Genomic DNA, 408 nt, shown 5'->3' with positions numbered 1-408 from the left:
ACCGCTAATGCCATCGAGAGTGGCTGAGACTGTTGTGCTACCTGTAGCCTCTGCGGTCAGCAGGCCAGAGGTGGTTATCGTTGCTGTCGACATGTTGTCTGAAAGCCAGCTAACCAAGCTGGTGATATCAGCTGAGGTGCCATCACTGTAGGTGCCAGTGGCGGTTAATTGCTGAGTATTGCCCTTATTGAGAGCAATACTTGCAGGGGTGATTTGAATGGTTGTCAGTGTGGCGTCACTGACAGTCACGCTGCTGTCATTACTGCTAATGTTATCTAGGATGGCAGTCACTGTTGTACTACCCGTAGTCACTGCAGTCAGCAGGCCAGCAGTGGTCACCGTTACCACCGACGTATCATCTGAAAGCCAGCTAACAGAGCTGGTGATATCGGCTGTGGAGCCGTCACT

General features: G+C 52.0%; 1 protein-coding gene. It reads right to left on the bottom strand.

Annotation, left to right across the window (positions count from 1 at the left end; translation table 11 throughout):
* On the bottom strand, positions 1-408 hold a 408-nt coding region (locus tag Q0779_RS23790), incomplete at both ends, for an Ig-like domain-containing protein (RefSeq protein WP_298776747.1).

Origin of the sequence: uncultured Shewanella sp., assembly GCF_947491715.1 — a bacterium.
GTDB lineage: Bacteria > Pseudomonadota > Gammaproteobacteria > Enterobacterales > Shewanellaceae > Shewanella.
The sequence above is the reverse complement of the archived record's forward strand: the minus strand, read 5'-3'. Positions and strand labels throughout refer to the sequence as shown.